The organism is Aminobacter sp. BA135, from assembly GCF_050859125.1.
GTDB classification, from domain to species: domain Bacteria; phylum Pseudomonadota; class Alphaproteobacteria; order Rhizobiales; family Rhizobiaceae; genus Aminobacter; species Aminobacter ciceronei.
Genome location: NZ_CP139574.1, coordinates 118,703 through 137,803, shown reverse-complemented (window position 1 = coordinate 137,803; position 19,101 = coordinate 118,703). Strand labels below are relative to the sequence as shown.

20 protein-coding genes and 3 pseudogenes are annotated in these 19,101 nt (G+C 63.7%); 15 read left to right on the top strand and 8 right to left on the bottom strand.

Annotated elements, in window-relative coordinates; all coding sequences use genetic code 11:
• Window positions 1-48: 48 nt before the first annotated feature.
• A complete protein-coding gene (locus SLT36_RS31250) occupies window positions 49-699 on the top strand; it encodes a hypothetical protein (RefSeq protein WP_432289611.1) in 651 nt (216 codons plus the stop codon).
• 22 nt (window positions 700-721) lie between these two features.
• Here SLT36_RS31250 and SLT36_RS31245 read toward each other — a convergent pair whose 3' ends face one another.
• Window positions 722-922: a hypothetical protein gene (locus tag SLT36_RS31245; RefSeq protein WP_432289609.1), complete on the bottom strand. Its 201-nt coding sequence runs from the start codon at window positions 920-922 to the stop codon at window positions 722-724.
• Between the two features lie 74 nt (window positions 923-996).
• Here SLT36_RS31245 and SLT36_RS31240 point away from each other — a divergent pair, with 74 nt between their 5' ends.
• Window positions 997-1,188, top strand: a complete 192-nt coding sequence (locus SLT36_RS31240; RefSeq protein WP_067969365.1) for a DUF3606 domain-containing protein — start codon at window positions 997-999, stop codon at window positions 1,186-1,188.
• Window positions 1,189-2,048: 860 nt separating this feature from the next.
• Window positions 2,049-2,189 carry a hypothetical protein gene (locus SLT36_RS31235; protein ID WP_432289607.1) on the top strand — a complete coding sequence of 47 codons (141 nt, stop codon included), beginning with the start codon at window positions 2,049-2,051 and terminating at the stop codon, window positions 2,187-2,189.
• Window positions 2,190-2,417: 228 nt separating this feature from the next.
• Here the strand turns inward: SLT36_RS31235 and SLT36_RS31230 are convergent.
• Window positions 2,418-2,549, bottom strand: a pseudogene (locus tag SLT36_RS31230) (ATP-binding protein); the annotation flags it as partial.
• A gap of 123 nt (window positions 2,550-2,672) precedes the next feature.
• Here SLT36_RS31230 and SLT36_RS31225 point away from each other — a divergent pair.
• The 4 genes and pseudogenes from SLT36_RS31225 to SLT36_RS31210 all read left to right on the top strand — a co-directional run.
• Window positions 2,673-2,804, top strand: a pseudogene (locus SLT36_RS31225) (NADPH-dependent FMN reductase); the annotation flags it as partial.
• A 168-nt stretch (window positions 2,805-2,972) separates the two neighbouring features.
• The gene (locus SLT36_RS31220) at window positions 2,973-3,293 is read left to right on the top strand and encodes a hypothetical protein (RefSeq protein ID WP_432289605.1); all 321 of its coding nucleotides are present in this window, start codon (window positions 2,973-2,975) and stop codon (window positions 3,291-3,293) included.
• A gap of 108 nt (window positions 3,294-3,401) precedes the next feature.
• Window positions 3,402-3,815, top strand: coding sequence for a DUF427 domain-containing protein (locus SLT36_RS31215; protein WP_432289603.1), 414 nt, complete (start codon window positions 3,402-3,404; stop codon window positions 3,813-3,815).
• Between the two features lie 39 nt (window positions 3,816-3,854).
• Window positions 3,855-4,160: a plasmid stabilization protein gene (locus tag SLT36_RS31210; RefSeq protein WP_067969381.1), complete on the top strand. Its 306-nt coding sequence runs from the start codon at window positions 3,855-3,857 to the stop codon at window positions 4,158-4,160.
• Between the two features lie 304 nt (window positions 4,161-4,464).
• Here SLT36_RS31210 and SLT36_RS31205 read toward each other — a convergent pair whose 3' ends face one another.
• Entirely contained in the window at window positions 4,465-4,797 is a 333-nt protein-coding gene (locus SLT36_RS31205) for a PRC-barrel domain-containing protein (protein WP_432289601.1), read from the bottom strand.
• Window positions 4,798-4,907: 110 nt separating this feature from the next.
• Between SLT36_RS31205 and SLT36_RS31200 the strand changes: the two genes are divergently transcribed.
• From SLT36_RS31200 to SLT36_RS31190, 3 genes are all read left to right on the top strand, one after another.
• The gene (locus SLT36_RS31200; RefSeq protein WP_432289599.1) at window positions 4,908-5,102 is read left to right on the top strand and encodes a hypothetical protein; all 195 of its coding nucleotides are present in this window, start codon (window positions 4,908-4,910) and stop codon (window positions 5,100-5,102) included.
• 219 nt (window positions 5,103-5,321) lie between these two features.
• Window positions 5,322-5,558 (top strand): hypothetical protein, encoded by a 237-nt coding sequence (locus tag SLT36_RS31195; protein WP_432289597.1) that lies wholly within the window; start codon window positions 5,322-5,324, stop codon window positions 5,556-5,558.
• Window positions 5,559-5,560: 2 nt separating this feature from the next.
• Complete coding sequence (locus SLT36_RS31190) at window positions 5,561-6,025, top strand: NUDIX hydrolase (protein WP_432289595.1); 465 nt, start codon at window positions 5,561-5,563, stop codon at window positions 6,023-6,025.
• A 22-nt stretch (window positions 6,026-6,047) separates the two neighbouring features.
• Here SLT36_RS31190 and SLT36_RS31185 read toward each other — a convergent pair.
• Window positions 6,048-7,749: pseudogene (locus tag SLT36_RS31185) on the bottom strand (HAD hydrolase family protein).
• Window positions 7,750-7,928: 179 nt separating this feature from the next.
• On the opposite strand from SLT36_RS31185, the gene SLT36_RS31180 reads away from it, so the two are divergent.
• The 3 genes from SLT36_RS31180 to SLT36_RS31170 all read left to right on the top strand — a co-directional run bounded on the left by SLT36_RS31180 (window position 7,929) and on the right by SLT36_RS31170 (window position 13,080).
• On the top strand, window positions 7,929-8,975 hold the full coding sequence (locus SLT36_RS31180; RefSeq protein ID WP_432289593.1) for a glycosyltransferase family 4 protein: 1,047 nt from the start codon (window positions 7,929-7,931) through the stop codon (window positions 8,973-8,975).
• Window positions 8,976-9,011: 36 nt separating this feature from the next.
• Window positions 9,012-11,165, top strand: coding sequence for an amylo-alpha-1,6-glucosidase (locus SLT36_RS31175; protein WP_432289591.1), 2,154 nt, complete (start codon window positions 9,012-9,014; stop codon window positions 11,163-11,165).
• Window positions 11,166-11,259: 94 nt separating this feature from the next.
• On the top strand, window positions 11,260-13,080 hold the full coding sequence (locus SLT36_RS31170) for an alpha,alpha-trehalose-phosphate synthase (UDP-forming) (RefSeq protein ID WP_432289589.1): 1,821 nt from the start codon (window positions 11,260-11,262) through the stop codon (window positions 13,078-13,080).
• A 48-nt stretch (window positions 13,081-13,128) separates the two neighbouring features.
• Here the strand turns inward: SLT36_RS31170 and SLT36_RS31165 are convergent, their stop codons facing one another.
• On the bottom strand, window positions 13,129-13,761 hold the full coding sequence (locus SLT36_RS31165) for a DUF6766 family protein (protein WP_432289587.1): 633 nt from the start codon (window positions 13,759-13,761) through the stop codon (window positions 13,129-13,131).
• A gap of 326 nt (window positions 13,762-14,087) precedes the next feature.
• On the opposite strand from SLT36_RS31165, the gene SLT36_RS31160 reads away from it, so the two are divergent.
• Window positions 14,088-15,017: a hypothetical protein gene (locus SLT36_RS31160; protein WP_432289585.1), complete on the top strand. Its 930-nt coding sequence runs from the start codon at window positions 14,088-14,090 to the stop codon at window positions 15,015-15,017.
• A gap of 118 nt (window positions 15,018-15,135) precedes the next feature.
• Entirely contained in the window at window positions 15,136-15,354 is a 219-nt protein-coding gene (locus tag SLT36_RS31155; RefSeq protein ID WP_067969412.1) for a KTSC domain-containing protein, read from the top strand.
• 75 nt (window positions 15,355-15,429) lie between these two features.
• Here the strand turns inward: SLT36_RS31155 and SLT36_RS31150 are convergent, their stop codons facing one another.
• The 3 genes from SLT36_RS31150 to SLT36_RS31140 all read right to left on the bottom strand — a co-directional run bounded on the left by SLT36_RS31150 (window position 15,430) and on the right by SLT36_RS31140 (window position 19,062).
• On the bottom strand, window positions 15,430-16,035 hold the full coding sequence (locus SLT36_RS31150) for a cysteine hydrolase family protein (protein WP_432289583.1): 606 nt from the start codon (window positions 16,033-16,035) through the stop codon (window positions 15,430-15,432).
• Between the two features lie 308 nt (window positions 16,036-16,343).
• Complete coding sequence (locus tag SLT36_RS31145) at window positions 16,344-16,886, bottom strand: DUF6894 family protein (RefSeq protein ID WP_432289581.1); 543 nt, start codon at window positions 16,884-16,886, stop codon at window positions 16,344-16,346.
• A gap of 64 nt (window positions 16,887-16,950) precedes the next feature.
• Complete coding sequence (locus SLT36_RS31140; RefSeq protein ID WP_432289579.1) at window positions 16,951-19,062, bottom strand: catalase; 2,112 nt, start codon at window positions 19,060-19,062, stop codon at window positions 16,951-16,953.
• Window positions 19,063-19,101: the final 39 nt, after the last annotated feature.

Genomic DNA, 19,101 nt, shown 5'->3' with positions numbered 1-19,101 from the left:
GCGATGCTAAATTAGCAAACGTTGGGGCGTTTGATTCGGGAGAGGTCCGTGTTTGGAGCGAAGCCGCTTGTAAGTGCAATTCTGTTCCTGGCACCGGCCAGCAGCCTTCACGCAGGCGATGGCGCCCCTTTTGTTTACATCGCAACCCAGGATCCGTTCGTCAGCTCCGAAGGCCAGGTTCGGCTGAACGACGTCCATGTTTTCGGGGGCGTGTTTGGCGAAGGCTCCTTCGGCGACAATCTGCAATTCTGGAACGTGGACTACACGGACAATTACCTCGTTGGAGCTGCCTTTGGACGCGATTTCCGTGAACTTGGAGCAGGCTTCGTTCTTGGCGGGGTAGCGGGGGCGGCAATCCGGTTTGGCGACGATGATGAGACGACCGGGGAGGTTTGGGCCGGCCTGAGACTCCGCCACCATGGGCTTGTCATAGGCGATCTGGCGATTGCGCCGGCGGTAACCGTCGGTCTTAGTGCCGTGACTGGACCTACCGAGATCGAGCGCCTTCGCGAGATCAGCCGGGACGGCGATGCAACGCTACTTGGGTTCGTCGGTCCCGAACTCTCCTTCCGACTCAGACAAATTCCTGACCTTGAGTTGGTTTACCAGTTGCACCACAGGTCGGGGGCAAACGGCTTTTTCGGCGACATGGCCGAAGGATCGAACGCAAATACAATCGGCTTACGCTATCGTTTCTAAGTGGAAACAGGCCTAACAAACGTCATTCTAGTTGCGGCTGAACTCGATGGTTGCCGTCGCAATCCGAGCGCCAGTGTCGTTCGATCGTGACGATGCGCATTTCACCGTCAATTCTGCTGGCCAGTTGCAAGGTAGGGGTACGGGCAAATAATGTGAGCCGTCGGGCGATGACGCCTGCATGATCGCTCTCGATCATCCGGGCCAAGCCGAGAGCGGCGTCCAAGCTCTGCAGCTAGCCTGGATCGAATTACACCGAACAGCGTTTTAGGGTTCTCTAATAATGATTGGAGGCCTCCAATGCCTGACGATCCAACCAAAACAAAAGAGGACCGCAAACTCGTATCCTCGTCCTCGCAGCAGGAATATGAGATTGATGACTTTGCCAGCAAGTACGACCTGAGCCGAGGCGAAGCCGCGACCATCATCAAGCGCTACGGCTCATCGCGGAGCAAGCTCGACGCTATCATGGCGCAACGTTTCTATGGTTGATCGACAAGGGACGGGGTCCGCGTTGCCATGCGCGAGTGGATCAAGTGCGATGCCGTCATTGAAGGCGAGAGGGTGGCGCAGGACGAAAGTGGGCGCTCCAGCTTCAACAAGCTTGTGAGCGCTGTCCGGCTGGAAAGTTCCGGCCTTGTTCTACGCCTTCGACCTGGGCCAGAGGCGTTGCGACGACCGACGGATGCGGCCGACAGAGAAAGGCTTGCCCCTTCTGGGAGGCCGGCAGGCCAGGTAAACAATCTGTGGCCGAGAAGGGGACGAAAACGACTACGGTATGTATCGTGAAACTCTGAGAAGGACCAATATTCCTAAGCGAAGACCTGCCGGAGGGCGAATTCGCGGCAGGCCTCGCTGCTAGAGCGCCTGACGGTTCGGGTCGTTGCTGGCGCTCCAACTCAAAACGCATCGCTATGATTGTCGTTCCCGTCATCCGGTACGGTAAGACCGTCTCGACAACGAAGCGGGAAATCCCGGAACTGTTTCACAACGCGTCGATCCGGTTCTCGAGATGCGGTCGATTACCCCGGCATGCTGTACCCATGCTGCCCGATCAGCTGCGCAGCTTGCTCAGAACGTGAGCCCACGTGATCGGCCAGCCTCTGTCGACGCGCCAGCTCATCGCCACCACCCTTCGGTAGCGATGGGTGGTCAATACTCAAATCTGGCGATTAGCGAGACGGCACTGGCTTGGACGCGCTAGCAGAGATGGACAATTTCCATGGTTGAAAAGGCGGAGCTTGTCGCCTGAGGCGGGTACTCAAACAACCCCGCATGCGCCCGATGGAAGGCGCGTCGGAACCGTTTGGGCTGCCGGCGGTTGATTCCGGGCGTCTCAGGGAGATGTTTCAATGAATAAGACAACAGGCTTCTATGCCATGATGGTGGCTGTTGCATTCGCAGTGGTTGCCCTCTTCGTCATCGGCCTCATGGACCGTGCACGCGACCCCGGCAGCGTCCAGGAAGTCACACAACACACGCTGAATCAATGAGACAATCAGTGAGTTGTTTGCGACTGTAAAGGGGAGCAATACCATGGTCGCGACGTTGTGGTTTGGTGCAATATTGTCTGTCTGCGGTATTGCTATGCTAGCCTTGGCCGCTATCAACCGTGGCCCCTTCAGCGATAGCTGACCCTATTTCAGGCCGCACACTCGAGCCTTGGCGCCGCGGGTTAGGCCTCCTTGGACGTCGCAGCTGGCCCCGGCCTACTGCTGATGGCGCGCGAGGGTGGTCTTACCTGCCTGCCTGGGTCCGGAAATCAAAACAACGCGCGTGTCGGCCAGTGCTGCTTCGACCAACGGTGCAGCTTTGCGGTCGACAATAACCCTGGCAGCGGGGCGTGTATTCATGCGGCCATTCTCAAATTCGCCGACCGATTTAAAGCAAGATTACGTCCATTCCTAAGCGACAGACCGTCGATCTTCGACCGCACAGTCAACACCCTCCCATATCTGCTGGTGCTAGATTTCAGCTCGCCGCTCAAACTGATGACGGACCGCGTGGTCTGCGCCGATCGCGGCAACCCCGACCCGACATCGACCCATGGCAAGCATGCCGACCACGCCAAGGCGCTGGAACTGGCGGGCTGGCCTTATCCCCGCCATCAGCCAGATGTTGGACTGATCCGGGCCGGTTCTATCCCCTTGCCACGTCATGCGGGGCCGAACTGATTTCGTGATCGCTGCGAGTGGAACCGCCCGGCCCGCCGGCGGTTAGGGAGCAGCAACTAACCAACCCATGCTCAAAAGTCCCGTACGACGGAGTCACTACCGATGCTCATCAATGGAAAAACGGTCGATCTGAATTGCCCGGCGACGTTCTACGAAGACCGTTTCACGCATGGAACATTCTTTGCGCATCTGGCGCAGGCGATCCGGCATGCCGTCGCCACGCCGTCGTCGCGGCAGATGCATTCGGCCAGCATCGTCACGCAGTCGGGCGATCAGTTCGGCTGGGCCGAAATCAGCCTGTTGCACGATCACCTGCACAACGATGCTGCCACCAGTGCAGCCAAAACTGATGCAGCGCGGAACCGTGCCGGCCGGAACGATGCGGGTGAGAACGATGCGGGGCAATCCGGTCGAGGCAGATGATCTGCGGGGCTGCCGGTAGGCGCGGGGAGCCTTGGCCTGCTTCAAGGAGACGACGGGGCAAGCAATCGACGTTTAAGGCGGGCCGAAGCGTGTGGAGGGCCGTCTGAAATGAAGGAGGTCATCATGCAGACCGCACCACAAACCGAACAGCTCAAGATCGGCACCTTCGACGGAACGGTGACCGTCACCTTTTCCGATGCCGTCATCGCGTCGACGACCCGGGCACGGATGGTCTGCGTCGAAGGCGAGCCCGACGTGTTCTATATCCCGTTCGAAGACATCTATTTCGAGATGCTGCGGGCGATGGACAAGACAGTTCATCGTCCGGACTGGGGCGTCGCTTATTTCTGGAGCGTTTCCGCCGTCGGCGAAGCGGCCGACGATTTCATGTGGGCCTATCTGACACCCGAGCCGGCGGCAGTCGCGCTGGCGAACCACGGCGCCTTCAATCCGGAAAGTGCCGTCATCTCGGCCGTGCCAACCGAACACGGCATCCATTCGACCGCCTTGCCCGACGTCTGACACACCCGGCAGCGGACGGCGAACCAAGGGAGAAAAGACATGCCCAGAGGCGACAAGGACAAATACACCGACAAGCAGAAGCGCAAGGCCGAGCATATCGAGGAAGGCTACAAGGACCGCGGGGTCTCTGCCGACGAGGCGGAGCGGCGGGCCTGGGCGACGGTCAACAAGGATTCGGGCGGCGGCAACAAGTCGGGCTCGGGGCGGGGCAAGCCCGACAGCAACGCCTCGGCCAAGAAAGGCGGAAAGGCCGGCGGCGAAGCCGCTGCGCGCCGTTCGGCCTCGGCACGGTCGGCCTCGGCAAAGAAGGCCGCAGCCACGCGCAAACGGCGCGAGGCGCATTAAGCCCGAGGTTTCCCGAGGTTCATTGAAGGCGAGGTTCGTTGAGGCCGAGACTTGTTGGTCGCGAGGCTCTTTTGATCCCCGGGCTCATCGAACCAAGGGCTCATCGCGTCTGCGGCGGAATTCCCCGTGGATGCGACGGACGCGGTCCGCCCTATGGATCGACCGCCCCGCCTGCCTTTGTCGACCCGCTGCCTTCGACCCCGTCGCCGCATCGGACGCATGAGACGAGGCGTGGCAAGAACCCCTGCCACGCCTCGTTATGGACCGGAACGGTCGCTGAAGTCGTTACCCCTCTCCTGCCGCGTTACCAGTAGGGCTGAGCGCCGTAATGGTCGTAAATACGGCGATTGTTCTCCTCCGACCAATCATCTTCGACATAGGTCGGCGCTCCGTCGAGCTGCTCCCGGGTGATGTCGACCTGGAAGCCGCCCAGATCCTCATTGTAGGTCAGCTTGTTCCACGGCAATGGATAACGGTCCTGCCCCATGCCGAGAAAACCGCCAAAGCTCAGCACGGCATGTGCAACACGGCCATCGACCTTCTCGAGGATCAAGCGTTCGATCTCGCCGATGTGGGCGCCATCGGGTCCGTAAACTTCGGTACCGATAACCTTGTCGCTTTCGATGAGATTGTTCATTTAGGGTCTCCTCGGGTTCAGGGCATCTCAAGGCCAACGCATCGCGACGGGGCTGGTTCCGAACTTTCTGCCGGCTCGTCCCCCCGCCCGGCGCAACCCGGCAGCGGCTGATGACGCCGCAAGCCAATCTGGCGTTCGAGGTGTTCTTCGCAGGCTCACGCCCTATGTCAGGCTGCGTGCTTCAACGAGGCGGGGGCGTTCGTAGAGAAAGCCGCCGCAGATGCGATATGTCCGCAGAGGAAATGGTCTACTTGGTGGTGATCTTCGGCGCGCTCGCCTCGATCATCCTGCAATACGGCTTTTGACCGACAACGAACCACTCTGCTGGAGTTGCTGGTTCCACCTTGCCGTGGCCTTCGGCACCGCCAGCGGCTTTTCCTGGCTGGCCGGCTATTGATCCGGTGCGCCTGCCGGTCCGATGGCCCGGCGGCTGATCTGATGCCAATCAACGATCTGAGGAATGAACGGAACCAAGCCGCGCACCGGTCATTGTCTTCAGGTGCCGAGACAATTCAGGTGTCGTCATGAATACGCCTTGCGAAGAACTGGTCCGGAAGATTCTCGATGATCCGCGCGCCTCCCGCGAGATCAAGATACAGCGCCTGCGCCATCTCGAAGACGATGCCGGCGCCTTGCAGCGGGCGGCGTCCGAAAGCGCGATGAATGCCGACGACGGCTGGCAGGCGGAACTGCGCTTCGTTCGCCTGGCGCTCGAGCAGCTGGGCGCCACGCGCATCCGCAAGGGCGCGGCGAGCCTGTGACCATGAACAAGCGGAAAAGGCGTGCCATCCGCTCAGCGATCAAGGGCGATCCCGCCAACCAGGTCGCAGCACTGCCCTATCGCCTGGCTGCGGATGGGTCGATGCGGGTGATGCTCATCACCACACGCGGAACGCGGCGCTTCGTCGTGCCAAAGGGCTGGCCGATGAAAAAGAAGAGCTCGGCGGCTGCGGCGGCCTGCGAAGCGAGGCAGGAAGCCGGCGTGGTCGGGCAGATGGCAAGGGTTCCGATCGGCTCCTTCCGCTACTGGAAGAGGCTGTCGGTCGGCTTTGTCCCCATCATCGTCCGCGTCTTCCCGATGGCGGTCGAGACGGTGCTCGACAGCTGGAAGGAAGAGGCCGAGCGCGGCCGCAAATGGCTGTGCCCCGAGGATGCGGCGACCCTCGTCGACGAGCCGGCGCTGGCGAGCCTGGTCAGGCGAATGCCCGAGCTGATCCGTCGCCGCTAGCCCGGCAACTCGCACCTCAGCTCTACCCAGTCGTCCCAGTATAGCGGCTTCGCACGGCGTCGGCGATCGCGGCACGGCTCTGGCCGGGCGCCAACTGTTCGTTGTCCTCGATCGCGCGCGCCTCCGCGGCCAGTTCCTTGTCCTTGACCTTGCCGCCGAACCATTTGGAATAATCGCCAGCCCTGAGATGATGCTCCCAGGTCGCGTCGTCGACGCCTTCGGCGATATGCAGGAACATCATCAGGTTCTGCGCCTTCAATCTCATGGCGCCGTCGGGCCCGCGGAAATAGAAGCTGCTGTCGCCCAGATCGCCTTCGGCATATTTGCGCTTGTGGCGCTTGCGCGCCTGTTTCGGTAGTCGACCTTGATCGCCTTGGCGGACCGGCCCGATGCCCGGTCCCAGAACAGTATCTGCTGCTCCGACAACGGAACGATGCCCTTCGGACCGTCGACGCCGACCGTCTGGGAAAAGCTGTCGAAGACCGCGCCGGCCTCCGGCCCAAGCGCCATCACCACCTCGACTTTCTGCAGCACGTCCTTCGACACCAGATCGGGATGGACGGTGACAAGGATCGTCGCCGGCAATTCGTTGGGCAGGGCGAAGGAGTTGCCGACCCTGGCCGACGGCAACAAATGATGGGCTTCGTCGATGACGAGCCAGTGCGGCCGGCCCTTGCGCGCCCGCAGCGAGGCGAGCTCGGGCAGAAGCCTGGAAAAATAATCGGGCCGCTCGTCGGTCTTCAGGCCCAGCATGTTGACGGCGACGTTGTTCGTCGGCTTCTCCAGCAGGTCGAGGATCTCGCGCAGGTTCGGGGCCGCATCGGCGTCGCCGACCACCACGACGTTCTCGAGATGGCTGTAGTCGCCTTCGGGGTCGAGAACGCAGAACTGGTAGCCCTTCTTGAAGAAGCGTTCCGTCAGCAGGGTGGCGAGCGTCGACTTGCCGATGCCCGAGGTGCCGGCGATCAGACTGCAGCCGCCATAAGGCGAAATCACCGAAGCCGCGCCCGCAGCGTCGGCGCCGACCTCGACGCGTTGTCTTTCCGTGTCCATCAAGGCGGCATCTTGTCGAGCATCAGACCCACAAGCTCGGCCACGCCGGCGCCGCGCGCCGCCCGCGTCGAGCGGTCGGCCGTCTCCTTGACCGTCGGCAGGGCGTTTGCCACCGCCACGCCATAACCGACGGTGCGCAACAAAGCGTGGTCGTTCTCGGCATCGCCGATGCCGATGACATTGTGCGGCGATAGTTCCAGCTCTTCGAGCGCCGCCAGAAGCCCCGTCGCCTTGTTCAAGCCGCTGGGCAGCACCATCACCGCGCCCTTGTTGAAGATGATCTCGAGTTCGAGCCCGAGGTCCCGTATTTCCTCCAGCACGATGGTTTCGTTGGGAACGAGCGTGGCGACGATGGTCTCGCCGACATACAGCGGCTCGACGCCTCTTTTTCGCAGCCGGTCGACAAATTTCGGCGGCGGCGGCGGCGCCAGCTGGCGCGACTTGCGGGTCGCCGGCGTATAGAGCAGCGCGCCGTTTTCGGCGACGATGCGGTCGAAGATTTCGTGCTCTGCAAAGACCCGCTTGAGATCGGGCAATTCGCGGCCCGTCACCAGAATGAGCTTCCGCCCGGAATCTTTGAGCTTCCTTATCGCCTCAAGCGCTGCCGGCGTGACGGCGCCATGGTCGGCAAGGGTTTCATCGTAATCGGTGGCAAGCGCCAGGGCATACATCGCATCTTCTTCTCGTTTGAGGATGGGGGTTAACCGGCGAGCACTCCATTCGTTCCCCAGAATAGACCAGCGCGCCCAATCCCCACTTTTGCGGGAACCATCTTCGCCGGGGGCGATTTTCCCCACGGACAGCTTGTGCTGGCGGGATGGGTTTTGCCTCGGAAGGACGGCGGAAAAACATGAAGATTGCCCAGGTCGCGCCGCTCTATGAGAGCGTGCCGCCGCGTCTCTACGGCGGCACCGAACGGATCATTTCCTATCTGGCCGACGGGCTTGTCGCGCTCGGCCACGACGTCACGCTGTTTGCCAGCGGCGACTCCACCACGCGTGCGACGCTTGTCGCTTCGCGGGATTGTGCCCTGCGCCTCGATCCGGATCCGCCTGTTTCGGCGATCGCCGCCCACCTCACGCAGCTCCATGAGGTGCGCAACCGGGCCGCCGAGTTCGACGTCATCCATTTCCATCTCAGCCACTTCCTGCATTTCCCCTTCTTTGAGCAGATGGCTGGCAAGACGGTCATGACACCGCATGGCCGCCTGGACCACCGGGACCTTCCCGGCGCCTACAAGCGCTGGCCCGGCTTTCCGCTGATCTCGATCTCCGACCGGCAGCGCTTTCCGCTCGCCGATGCCAACTGGCTGGCGACGATCCAGCATGGCCTGCCGCCGCGCCGGCCAGGCAGCGAAAGGTGGACGGGTCAAGGCGGCTATCTGGTGTTCCTGGGCCGGCTGTCCAGGGACAAGCGGCCGGACAGGGCCATCAGCATCGCGCTCGGGAGCGGCTACAGGCTCAAGATCGCCGCCAAGATCGGCGACGACGACCGCGCCTATTTCCACGATCGGATCGAGCCGCTGATCGACGGTGTCAACGTCGAGTTCATCGGCGAAGTCGGCGATGCCGAGAAGGACGAGCTTCTCGGCAATGCCGCAGCGCTCCTGTTTCCGATCGACTGGCCGGAACCGTTCGGCCTGGTGGTGATCGAGGCCATGGCGCTCGGCACGCCCGTCGTCGCCTGGAACAACGGCGCCATGAACGAGATCATCGACGAGGGGGTGACAGGGGCGCTCGTCGACACGGTCGAGGCGGCGATCTCGGCGGTCCACCAGGTGGTCGGCCTCGACCGCGACAGGATCCGCGCCGTCTTCGACAGGCGTTTTTCGGCCGAACGCATGGTGAGGCAATATGCCGACGCCTACGCGCAGCTGCTGCACGGCCACGGCGGCTGAACGGCCCGACAATTGCAAACCCTGACGGGAGGGAACATGGCACAACTCGACGAACGCCAGCTCGACCCCGCGGTGGCGCTCGCAGCGCTCGACGATGCGCCGCCCAGGACGCCGCACCGGCAATACGCCCTCAAGGACGGCGACTGTTTTGTCGTTGCCAATGATCGCGGCGACATACAGGGCAGAGGCGACGGCCTGTTCCGCGACGACACGCGGGTGCTGTCGCTGCTGCGGTTGCGGGTCGGCGGACGCGAGCCGACGCTGCTCGGCGCCTCGCTCAGCCAGGACAACATCGTCTTTACCGCCAACATGACCAACATGCCGCTGGAGCAGCTGCCGCAGGGGATCATCCATGTCGAACGCTCGCGGCTTTTGTGGCAGGACAGGATGTTCGAGCGCATCCGGCTTGCCAACTACAGCGACAGGGAGCTCGTGGTCCCGGTGTCGCTGGAGTTCGACGCCGACTTTCGCGACATGTTCGAAGTGCGCGGAACCGCGCGCCGGAAGCGCGGCAGGACATTTGCCAGCGAAACCTCCGCCGATCATGTCGTGCTGCGCTACGAAGGCCTCGACACGCTGGTCCGCCAGTCCGTCATCTCCTTTTCCGAGCAGCCGGTGCAACTGAGCGCCGGAAACGCCGAATTTCGCATCAGCCTCGCCCGCCGCGGCGGCGGCTCGTTGTTCGTCGAGGTCAGCGCAAGCCATGTCGCGCCACCCAGCCGCGAGCGCCACCGTTCGGCCACCGCCCACGCCCGCTGGCGCATGCGCGCCAAGCGCCGGCACGGCGCGACGCTGCACAGTTCGGGTCGGGTCTTCAACGACTGGAAGTCGCGCGCACGCGCCGACATCGCGCTTTTGACGACCGAACTTGCGACCGGTCCTTATCCCTATGCCGGCATTCCCTGGTTCTCCACGGCCTTCGGGCGCGACGGCGTGATCTCGGCGCTGCAGATGCTCTGGCTCAATCCCGGTCTTGCCAAGGGCGTGCTGTCGTTCCTGGCCCGGCATCAGGCCACCGAAACGCTTGCCTTCAGCGATTCACAGCCCGGCAAGATCATGCACGAGACGCGCAAGGGCGAGATGACGGCGCTCAGCGAGCTGCCCTTCGGCCGCTACTATGGCGGCGTCGACACCACGCCGCTCTACGTCCATCTCGCCGGCGCCTACGCCCGACGCACCGGCGACATGGCGTTCATCGACGAGCTCTGGCCGTCGCTGTGCGCCGCAGCCGGCTGGATCGATGCGATGCGGGCCAGCCATGAGCACGGCTTCGTCGCCTACCAGCGCGCCGCCGACACCGGCTTGTCGAACCAGGGCTGGAAGGACAGCTCCGACGCGGTCTTCCATGCCGACGGACGCATTCCGCAAGGCCCGATCGCGCTGGTGGAAGTCCAGGGCTATGCCTTTGCCGCCTATCGCGGCCTCGCAGACCTCGCGTCACGAAGGGGCGACGAAGCTGCGGCGAAACGCTGGGCGGAGTGCGCCGAGAGCATGCGGACCGCCGTCGAACGCCATTTCTGGATGGACGGCAAGGGCTTCTACGCGCTGGCGCTGGATGGCGAGAGCAAGCCCTGCGAGGTTCGCGCCTCCAATGCAGGGCACCTGCTTTTCGTCGGCCTGCCGTCGCCGGAACGGGCGCGGCGCCTCGTCGACCAGCTTCTGGCGGCCGGCTTCCAGACCGGATGGGGCATTCGCACCCTCGCCGACGACGAAATCCCGTTCAATCCGATGTCCTATCACAACGGCCCCATCTGGCCGCACGACACCGCCATCTGTGGCGCCGGCATGGCGCGCTACGGCGAACGCGACAGCCTCGTCCGGCTGTTGAGCGGCACGTTCGAATCCGCCGTCCATTTCAACATGCGCCTGCCCGAACTGTTTTGCGGCTTCACCAGGGCGCCGGGCGAAGCACCTGTCGCCTACCCGGTCGCCTGCCTGCCGCAAGCCTGGTCGTCGGGGTCGGCCTTCATGCTGATGCAGGCCTGCCTCGGCCTCGAGATCGACGGGTTCGAGAACGAAATCAGGGTCAACAGGCCCAGGCTGCCGATCGGCATCGACACGCTGGCGGTCAGACGCCTGCGCGTCGGTCGGGCGCAGGTCGACCTCAATTTCCAGCGTGTCGGCGACCGGGTTGCCGCGTTCCTTGATGCCCGTGACGAAGGCCGCGCGCCGCTTGTGGTGCGGAGTTGACCAGCATGGGCTGCAAACTGTCCAGACGGAGGAACCGATCCACGCCGGACGAGTTCAGCTTCTGTAGCCTGTTCCATTCATTTCAAGCGACGGCATGACATACGATCCTGCATTCCTGAACCTGGCGAGCGTGGCCCTAGTCGCGCTGGCCATGTCGGTGATCGCCATTGCGGTATCGATCGCCGCGTGGCGGCGCCGTCCGGCGCCGATATCGGACGATGCCGGCCAGCTGCGGCGAACCGCACAGGAGCCGCCGCGGCAGCTGCTGCCGGAATTCGAACAGAACAATCGGCTTGTCGAAACCCCGACGATCGCCTGGACCGCGGAGACGATGCGTCATGTCATTGAAAGCGAGCTCCCCGACGCCGAGATCATCCTCGTCTCCAACAGGGAGCCCTACATCCACAATCTGAAGAACGGCAAGGTGGAACTGATCGTGCCGGCGAGCGGCCTGGTGTCGGCGCTGGAGCCGGTCATGCGTGCTTGTGCCGGCACATGGATCGCCCATGGCGGCGGCACCGCCGACAGGATGGTCGTCGACCGGCACGACCGGATCGAAGTCCCGCCCGATAGGCCGCGCTACACGCTGAGCCGCGTCTGGTTGAGCGAGGACGAGCAGAAGGGATATTATCTCGGCTTCGCCAATGACGGGCTCTGGCCGCTCTGCCACATCGTCTTCACCCGGCCGATCTTCCGCGAATCCGACTGGGAGGCCTATCGCGCCGTCAACCAGAAGTTCGCCGACCGCATCGTCGCCGAAGCCCGCACGCCCGATCCCGTCGTCCTTGTCCAGGACTACCATTTCGCGCTTTTGCCGCGCATGGTCCGCGACAAGCTGCCGGACGCAACGATCGTCACCTTCTGGCACATTCCCTGGCCGAACCCCGAAGTGTTCAGCATCTGTCCCTGGCGCGAACAGATCCTCGATGGTCTGCTCGGCAGCTCGGTCGTCGGCTTCCACATCCAGTTCCATTGCAACAACTTCACCGACAGCGTCGACCGCTTCCTCGAAAGCCGCATCGAGCGCGAGCATTCCTCGATCTCCTATGGCGGCCAGACGACGCTGGTTCACCCCTATCCGATCTCGATCGAATGGCCGCCTGCAGCGCTTGCGACGCAGCCCACGGTGCAGGAATGTCGCGGCAGGATGCTGAGCCGTCACGGTCTCGATCCGCAAACCAGGCTGCTGGTCGGGGTCGAGCGACTGGATTACACCAAGGGCATCCTCGATCGGTTCCTTGCCTTCCAGCAGCTGTTCGAGCGCTATCCCGAATGGGTGGGCAGGCTTGTCTTCGTGCAGATCGCCGCCCCCAGCCGCGGTACCTTGCCCGCCTATCGCGACCTGCACGCCGAATGCCGGACCTTCGTCGACGACTTCAACAGGCGGTTTGGCGACAAGGACTACCAGCCGATCCTGTTGCTCGACGAACACCACAACCAGGCCGATATTTACACCGCCTACCGCGCGGCCGACGCTTGCGTGGTCAGCAGCCTGCATGACGGGATGAACCTGGTGGCCAAGGAATTTGTCGCCTCCCGCGACGACGAACAGGGCGTTTTGATCCTCAGCACCTTCGCCGGGGCGTCGCGGGAGCTGCTCGACGCACTGATCGTCAATCCGTTCGATCCGTCGGCGATGGCCGAAGCCATGCAGCGTGCGATCACCATGCCCGAGGACGAGCAGCGCGAGCGCATGCACAGGCTGCGCGAGGTCGTCAGCACCAACAACGTCTATCGCTGGGCCGGCGCCCTGCTCCAGGATGCGGCCCGGCTGCGCAAGCGCAACCGCGCGGTGGAGAACGGCGCCGCCCCTGCCCCCTTGCCGCCGCCGCAAGCCTTCCTGAGGCGGTTTCTCGCCGGCACGCGGACGCGCCGCCGTGGCACTGAGGCGCGCGCCAGGATGGACATCAAATAGTTTTGCGCTGCGACGCAACCCTTGCCCTGATCGGACCGGATCGGCAGCTCAGGCTCCCGTCTGGCCGTGTGGTGCGGAGACAGGCTTCGATTCTGGCGAGCCCTTGAAACGCAGGAAGATGGACAGCACGATCAGCATCGCCGTCGAGAGAAACTCCGACTGCCAGTTCTGGAAGGATTCGAACCAGAGCAGCGGGTCGAACAGATAGCTCACGACGGACGTGATCTCGCCGCCGTGGCGTGCCGCCTCCTCATTGGCTGCAGCCGCACTTGCCAGCCAGTGGATAGTGAACGAAAGCACGAACAGGCCGGCAAGGCTCAACCCCAGCCCGTAGGAGTAGAGCCACGTCCTGATGCGGCCGCGCAGCCTGGCGGGCGGCGTGTCGCCTGGCCTGTGCGGATCGTCGGGATCGAGCGATTCCGCCGACCCGCGCTGGAACAGAAACGCGGTTAGCATGACATAGGCGCTCATCTGGAGAAACTCGCTCTCCCAATTCTCGAAGACGGCCGAGACAAACGTTCCCGAGCCGAGATAGGCGAGAAAACGCGGCGGCGCTTCGCCGTGCAGCGCCAGCTCCCGGCTCTCATGGGCGAAGCCCGCGATCGCCATTCCCAGGATCGACAGCAGAAAGACAAGCATCAATGTGAGGGTGAGGCCGTTGTCCCTGAGCCAGCGTTTCATTGCACTCTCCATGTGGCGAACCACCCTTCAACGGCCAGGCGGGAATATGGTTCGAGCAGAGCCGCAGTTTGGGCCGGGCGTCTCGTGCAGCTCTCCGGTGAAGCCGCCCACCGAAAAGCCTGCCGCCATAAAGTCTCCGCTCCGAGGAACCATTTGCGCCCCGGCACGCTTCTCCTTTGGACTGTTCATCCACCGAAACAGCGCGCCGGAATGGCGCCGAACACGTGCAGGAGACGTAAATGGGACGCGGTATTCTTCTCTGGCTGCTTGGGATTCCGATCCCGATCATCATCCTGATCCTTCTTTTCGTGCGCTAGGAGGATGACATGACCTTGGTTCCCGACGAGACGCTGGCCGCGCAAAGCATCGCCACTTCGCCCGCATCCTTCGCACCGGAATCCTCCGCCTCGGCGATCAACTGGGGGCCGATCCTGGCCGGCGCCGCTGCGGCGGCCGGCATTACGCTGGTGCTGATGCTGCTCGGCTCCGGCCTCGGCCTGACGATGGTTTCGCCGTGGCCCAGCGCGGGCGTCACGATCACGACTTTTGCGGCTTCCACCGCCGTCTGGCTGGTGATCGTGCAGTGGCTGTCGGCCGCCGTCGGCGGTTACCTGACCGGCCGCCTGCGCACCAAATGGGTCGGCATCCACACCGACGAGACCTTCTTCAGGGATACGGCGCATGGCTTTCTCGCCTGGGCGCTGGCCACGCTTCTGGTCGCCGGCGTACTGGGGTCGGTGTTGTCGGCCGCCGTCGGCAGCGGCCTCCAGGCCGCGTCGAATGTCGCCTCGGGTGCCGCTGCGGCCGCGACCGCCAACGCAGATTCGCCCGCGGTCGACACGGCGACGTCCTATTTCGTCGACACCCTGTTCCGGCCGTCGGATCCCGCCAGGGTCGCCGCCCCCGGCACGGCGGAGTCCGATCAGGCGGCGCTGCAGGCGTCGCGCATCCTTTTGGCCAGTGCGGCGACGAATGAAGTCTCGGCAGAGGATCGCACCTACCTTGTGCAACTGGTCGCCGCGCGCACCGGATTGTCCGAGGCCGATGCCCAGGCACGCGTCGACGCCGTGTTGACCCGCATCGGCCAAGCCAAGGCCACCGCGCAGCAGGCTGCGGATACGGCGCGCAAGGCAAGCGCCACCTTCGCGCTGGTGGGCGCCCTGTCGCTGGCCATCGGCGCCTTCATCGCCAGTGCGGCAGGCGCCCTGGGCGGCTGGCAGCGCGACGACGACGAGGTCCACTACTTCTCGCGATGAGGCCTGATGCAGCGCGCTATCGGCCTGCTGGACCCCGTTCAGCAGGCCTTCGCCGTCGTCCCCGCGCCTCGATCGGCTTAGCTGAGCCTGTGCGCCATGCGGCGGGAGCCTGAGCGAAATGCCGTCGACCTCGATCCGTGACACCGCCTATGATCCGGAAACCCGGGTGCTGTCGGTCTGGTTCGTTGTCAGCGGCAGACGCTACGACTACGAGGCGGTGCCGCCTGAGACCTACGCCGCATTCCGAAGCGCCTTTTCGAAGGGGCGCTTTTTCAATGCCCACATCCGCGACCGCTTCCGCCATCGCCTCGTGCCCGACAGGCTGGCGGCGAGATAGGATAGCAGCGACGCTACGCCAGCTGTCCCTCCGCCGCGCCCGGGTAATGTCGATCCCCGTTCCGCGAAGCTCCAGTCACTGCCAGTTCAGCAGAATCTCCTCGACCGTCACTGTCTCGACCTGCTCGCTGAAGCGGGAGTGATAGAGTTGCATGAGGGCGTCATGCGTCGCGTCGGAAGAACTGCACAATGCGTCCGTCGCCAGCACGACCCGATATCCCCGATCGATGGCGCCGAGGACGGTGGCAAGGACACAGACGTCGGTTTCGCCGCCGGTGACGACCAGCGTGTCGATCTCCGTTCCCAGCAGCGCGTCGAGACGTCCCTCGGTCCATGGCGAATAGACGTGCTTGTCGAGGACGCGGGCCGGAGGAACAAGCCGCTCCAGGGCAGGCAGCAGCCGCACAAAGGCCGGGTCCATGCGTGTCAGCGTAACCTCCGCCCATCGCCTGTAATAGCGTGCCCACATGCCGGGCCCCTCGCCCGGACGGGCGGCGGGAACGAAGCGGGTGAACACAGTCTGACTGGCATGCGCCCCGGCAAGCTCTTCGATCGCCGGCAGCACCTTCTGCGCCCAGGGAACCGACCACGGGCCGTCAGGCGCAAACAGCCGCTGCATGTCGACGCAGAGATGGAGACAGTTGTCGCCCAGCGGACCATGCACCAGCCCCTCAGCCGCCATCACCGCCCTCCCGGGGTCCGCTTGCCCGAAACAGTACGCCTCGCCGGCCCCAGAAGGATCGCGGCCTCTCCGAACCGGATGTTCTCCGCCGGTGGAGCAGGGTTGTCGCCGACTTCAAAGGAAAGTGCTCGACGTTGCTCCCCTCTGACCTGCCGGATATCTCCGTGGCAAGGGGCGAGATTGGCAGCGGCAGCCTCGCCCTGCGCCGGAGATTGGCGCGGGCAGCAATGAGGGCTGATCTTCGCCCTTGCGGGGCCGGCAGGACAGAGGGGGTGCAAAGAATCGCGACCTCGCGACGATGCCCCTCGCTACGATCCGTCACGACGGTCCGCCTTCTGATCGGCCGCCTGGCGCGCTGCGTCCGCCTGCTCGAGGTCGACGACGGCAAGAAGGGTGTCGTGTTCGTCGTAAATCCGGATGAGCCAGTCGGGGATGGGCCCCGTGTTCAGGTCGAGGTCGGCCAGCAGTTCGACCGCACAGCGAAGCCCTTCCTCACGAGCGGCATCCAGGCTGGGCATCTTCGAGGGCGGAACCCGCCGGGAGCCATCGCCGTCGCGATATTCGAAGACGTAGATCCCGCCAGCCTGATCCGTCACTGCCGTTTCAGTGACCTGATCAAAGTTGCCGTTGCTCTGGGCGTCATAGTCGTTAACGGCGCTGTCGAATGTTGCGGTCTGGACGAGCACGGCCTTTGCCCGTTCGATTGCCGCGGCTTCGTCGCCGGCAAGGCTGTCGACGTCGGCCATGGCAACGATGACACATTCGCCGCCCTCGCCCCTGAACATGACGCGCAGGATGGGATGGGCCTCGGCCGAGAGATCCTGTTCGATTTCCGTTCGGATGATTTGCATGATCGGCTCCCGTGATGGCTGCCCCGCCCCCTTCCCGCGATGGCAGCCCCGCTGTCCAGCTTGTCTATAGTTTGACCGCAGTCTCCCGGCTCCACAGCCGCAGCTTGCGGCAGGTTTCGACGAAGGCCTTTGCGGCCTTGGCATCGCCGAGAGGCACAAGGCCTTCGTCGGCTTGAGGATCGACCCCGGCCTTCTCCAGCAGCGGCACCGCTTCCGCGGTGAAGGCAATGAACTTGCAGTGGGCGAAGGCATCGGCGACGAAGTCGCGTGCAGCCGCCTCGCCTGCCAGGCGTTCGGCTCCCTGTTCCGAAACGACGAGAGCGACCGCATCGAACAGGACCGACGGGCCGCCGTCGACCATGTGCCGGGCCTCGATCCAGCTGCCGTCGGCGGCTTCGACCCCGCCGACCTTAGGCGCCACGACCTCCATCACGGCTCCCTCCTTGTCGATCGCCGCCTGGAGCTTCTTCAACAGCGCCGCATCGGCGCCGGGGCTGACGAGCACGCCCAGCTTGCGCCCGGCAAAGCTGTCGGGACCGTTCTCGATGATGCTGAGCGCCGGCGACGGCTTCAGGTCGTCGCGCGGTGCGACCGCGGCATCCGCCGGCGCGGGAAGCTTTTTGAGGCCGAGCTTGTCGGCGACGGCGGTCGCTAGGCTCTCATCGATGTTGCGCAGATGCGCGACCATACGTTCGCGGATCACCGGGGTCTCCACCTTGCTCAACTCGAAGGTCAGGGCCATGGCGATGTGGCGCTGTTCCGGAGCGGTCTGGCTCTGGAAGAACTGCCTGGCTTGGCTGTAATGATCGGCAAAGCTCTCGGCGCGCAGACGCACCTTCTGGCCCTCTTCGGCATCGGCAAAGGAGCGGAATCCATGCTGCGGCGATTCCCGGGGGCCCTCGCCGAAAGAATTGGGCTGGTAGTTCACCCGGCCGACAGGATTGCGCATCGCCATGTGCCCGTCCTGCTGGAAGTGGTGGAACGGGCATTTGGGCGCGTTGATCTGCAGATGGGTGAAGTTGGTGCTGCCGAGCCGCTTCAGCTGGGTGTCGAGATAGGAGAAGTTGCGCCCCTGGAGCAGCGGGTCGTTGGAGAAATCGATGCCCGGCGGCACGTTCTGGGTCATGAAGGCGACCTGCTCGGTCTCGGCGAAGAAATTGTCGGGCATCCGGTCGAGCACAAGGCGACCGACCGGGATCGGTTCGAGGATTTCTTCGGGAATGATCTTGGTCGGATCGAGCACGTCGAAATCGAAGCTGTCGGCAAAGTCCTGGTCGAAGAGCTGGACGCGCATTTCCCATTCCGGGAAGTTGCCCGACTGGATGGCCTGCCAGAGGTCGCGACGATGGAAGTCGGGATCGGCGCCATTGATCTTCACCGCCTCGTTCCAGGCCACCGACTGCAGCCCCAGTTTCGGCTTCCAATGGAACTTGACGAAGGTCGATTCGTCCTTGGCATTGACGAAGCGGAAGGTATGGACACCGAAGCCTTCCATGAAGCGGAACGAGCGCGGGATCGCGCGATCCGACATGACCCACATGATCATGTGCATCGATTCCGGCGTCAGGCTGATGAAGTCCCAGAAAGTGTCATGCGCCGACTGCGCCTGGGGAAAGCCCCGGTCGGGCTCGGGCTTCACCGAATGAATGATATCGGGGAACTTGATCGCGTCCTGGATGAAGAACACCGGGATATTGTTGCCGACGAGATCCCAATTGCCTTCCTTGGTGTATAGCTTGACGGCGAAGCCGCGGACGTCGCGCGCAAGATCGAACGAGCCCTTGCTGCCGGCGACGGTCGAGAACCTGACGAAGGCCGGCGTCTTTTCGCCCGCCCGTTGAAACAGGTCGGCCCGGGTATAGGCGGCCAGTGACTCATAGGTTTCGAAATAGCCATGCGCGCCGTAGCCGCGGGCATGCACCACCCGTTCGGGAATGCGCTCGTGGTCGAAATGGAAGATCTTCTCGCGGAAATGGAAATCCTCGAGCGCGGTCGGGCCGCTTGCGCCGATCTTGAGCGAATTCTGATCGTCGGAGACGGGGCCGCCCTGTGCGGTGGTGAGCACGTCGATGCCGCCCGTTGCCGTCTGGTGCAGTTCGCCGCCGCTGCCGCGTTCCAGCTTCTGATCGTGAATTGTCGCAGGCTTGCGTACCGAGGCGCTCGGAGTTTTAGCCATTGTCGTTTCCTTCGTGAGAAAATCCGCCGTCGCTTCCTT